Genomic DNA, 1,746 nt, shown 5'->3' with positions numbered 1-1,746 from the left:
GCATCCGCTTCCGCCTCGGCCGCGGCGAGGAGGGTGGCGGCGCGCTTCTTGTCGTTGGCGCTGCCGGCGGCGGCGATGGCCTCGGCCGCGCCGCGCCAGGCGCCGCGCGGCAGATGGGGGCTCTCCAGCATGGCGGCGCGCACGCTTGCGCTGGTGATGCCGGAGGGCAGGCCGAGGGCGGCGGCAAGTCCGGCGCGGCGGGAGGTCTCGCTTGACCCCAGCGCCTCGATGCCGGCGCGCTGCGCCACGGCCGCCTCCAGCATGGCGGTGAGGCTCGCGTCGGACATCTCCGCCATGAGGCCGAACAGGGCGCGCCCGAGCACGCCCTCGGGGGTCGGCGGCGGCCTCCACCACGAGGTCGGCGCGCACCCGGCCCATGATCTCGGCGCGGCCGGCATCGTCCAGTTCGCGGAAGCCGGCGGCCACCTCCGCCTCGAACGGGAAGCGGTGCAGCAGCGCGCCGCAGAAGGCGTGGATGGTCTGGATCTTGAGCCCGCCCGGCGTCTCCAGCGCCGCCGCGAACAGCCGCCGCGCCCGCGCGCGCAGCGCCGGCGTCACCGGGCCGCCATGGGCGGCGGCGATGGCGGCGTCGAGGCCCGCATCGTCGAGGCTGACCCACGCGCCGAGGATCGTCAACACCCGGTTCGCCATGTTGGCGGCGGCGGCCTTGGTGTAAGTGAGGCACAGGATACGCCCCGGCGGCGTGCCGGCGAGCAGCAGGCGGATCACCCGCTGCGCCAGCACATGGGTCTTGCCCGAGCCGGCATTGGCGGAGACCCAGGCGGAATGATCCGGCCGCGAGGCCAGTTCCTGGCGCCGCGTCGCCTCGGCGTGAGGGCCGCGGGCGGGATCGGCCGGCGGCGCGCTCATTCGTCCTCCTCCCCGCCGAGCGCCCATTCGCGCACCCGCGCGAGATGGTCGAAGTCGCCGAAGCGCCCGCGCCACTGGGGCGCGGCGAGCGAGCGGTAGCCCTGCGCCGGATCGTCGAAGGCGGCGAGCAGGCCCGTCAGCCCGGCCAGGGCGTCGTCCGCAAGCTCCGTGGCGCTCTTCTTGCCGGTGATCGGCTTCACCTCGCCGCCCGCCGCGCCGCCCTTCAGCTCGACGTAGGCGAGTTCGCCCACCTCTGCGGCCGGCACCTCCCTGAAGGCGCCGGCGCGCACCATGGCCGCCTCCAAAGGCAGCTGCGGCGAGAGCGAGGCCGCCTGCCGGGCGGTGGGGGCGGTGCCGGTCTTGAAGTCGAGGACGTCGGCGCGCCCGTCCGCGCGCAGCTCGATGCGGTCGGCGCGGGCAGCGAGCTCGAACGGGCCGGCGGGAAGATTGATGGGAAGGGCGCCGGAGATCTCCGCCACCACCCGGTCGAGCGCCGGCCGCCGCTCGCGCTCCAGCGCCACCAGGAAGGCGGCGGCGCGGGTGAAGCGGGCCCACCAGAGGGCGTGTTCGGCGGCGAACGCCTCCAGCGGGCGGAATGCCGCGCGGCCGTAGTCCATGAGGCGGTCGAGCGCGTCGGGGCGGCAGATCGCGCGGGAAGTCGCGGGCGAAATGGCCCACCGCCGCGTGCAGCGCGCTGCCGCGCTCGGCGCCGCCCGGGGGCGGCGTCCAGCGGGTCGAGCGGGGCGAGGCCGAGCACGTGACGTGCATAGATGGAATAGGGGTCGCGCAGCAGCGTCTCGATCTCGGTCACGGTCAGGCGGCGCGGGCGCAGCGCGAGCGGCGGGGCGGGGGCGGGGGCGCGTGAGGCGGGGCACA

The 1,746-nt window shown here is 76.3% G+C and carries 2 protein-coding genes; both read right to left on the bottom strand.

Annotation, left to right across the window (positions count from 1 at the left end):
* On the bottom strand, nucleotides 1-870 hold an 870-nt coding region (locus AC2W7M_RS24825; protein WP_486135714.1), incomplete at its 3' end, for a UvrD-helicase domain-containing protein.
* Nucleotides 867-1,487, bottom strand: coding sequence for a PD-(D/E)XK nuclease family protein (locus AC2W7M_RS24820; RefSeq protein ID WP_486135712.1), 621 nt, complete (start codon nucleotides 1,485-1,487; stop codon nucleotides 867-869). The genes AC2W7M_RS24820 and AC2W7M_RS24825, both read right to left, overlap by 4 nt.
* Between the last annotated feature and the right edge of the window lie 259 nt (nucleotides 1,488-1,746).

It is taken from the genome of Xanthobacter sp. BG11Y11_SDJG, assembly GCF_057364445.1.
This window is presented reverse-complemented; position numbering and strand designations above follow the sequence as displayed.

Bases quoted from the DNA above. Each gene is read 5' to 3' on its own strand.
- AC2W7M_RS24820 (WP_486135712.1), bottom strand. From the start codon at position 1,487: ATGGACTACGGCCGCGCGGCATTCCGCCCGCTGGAGGCGTTCGCCGCC.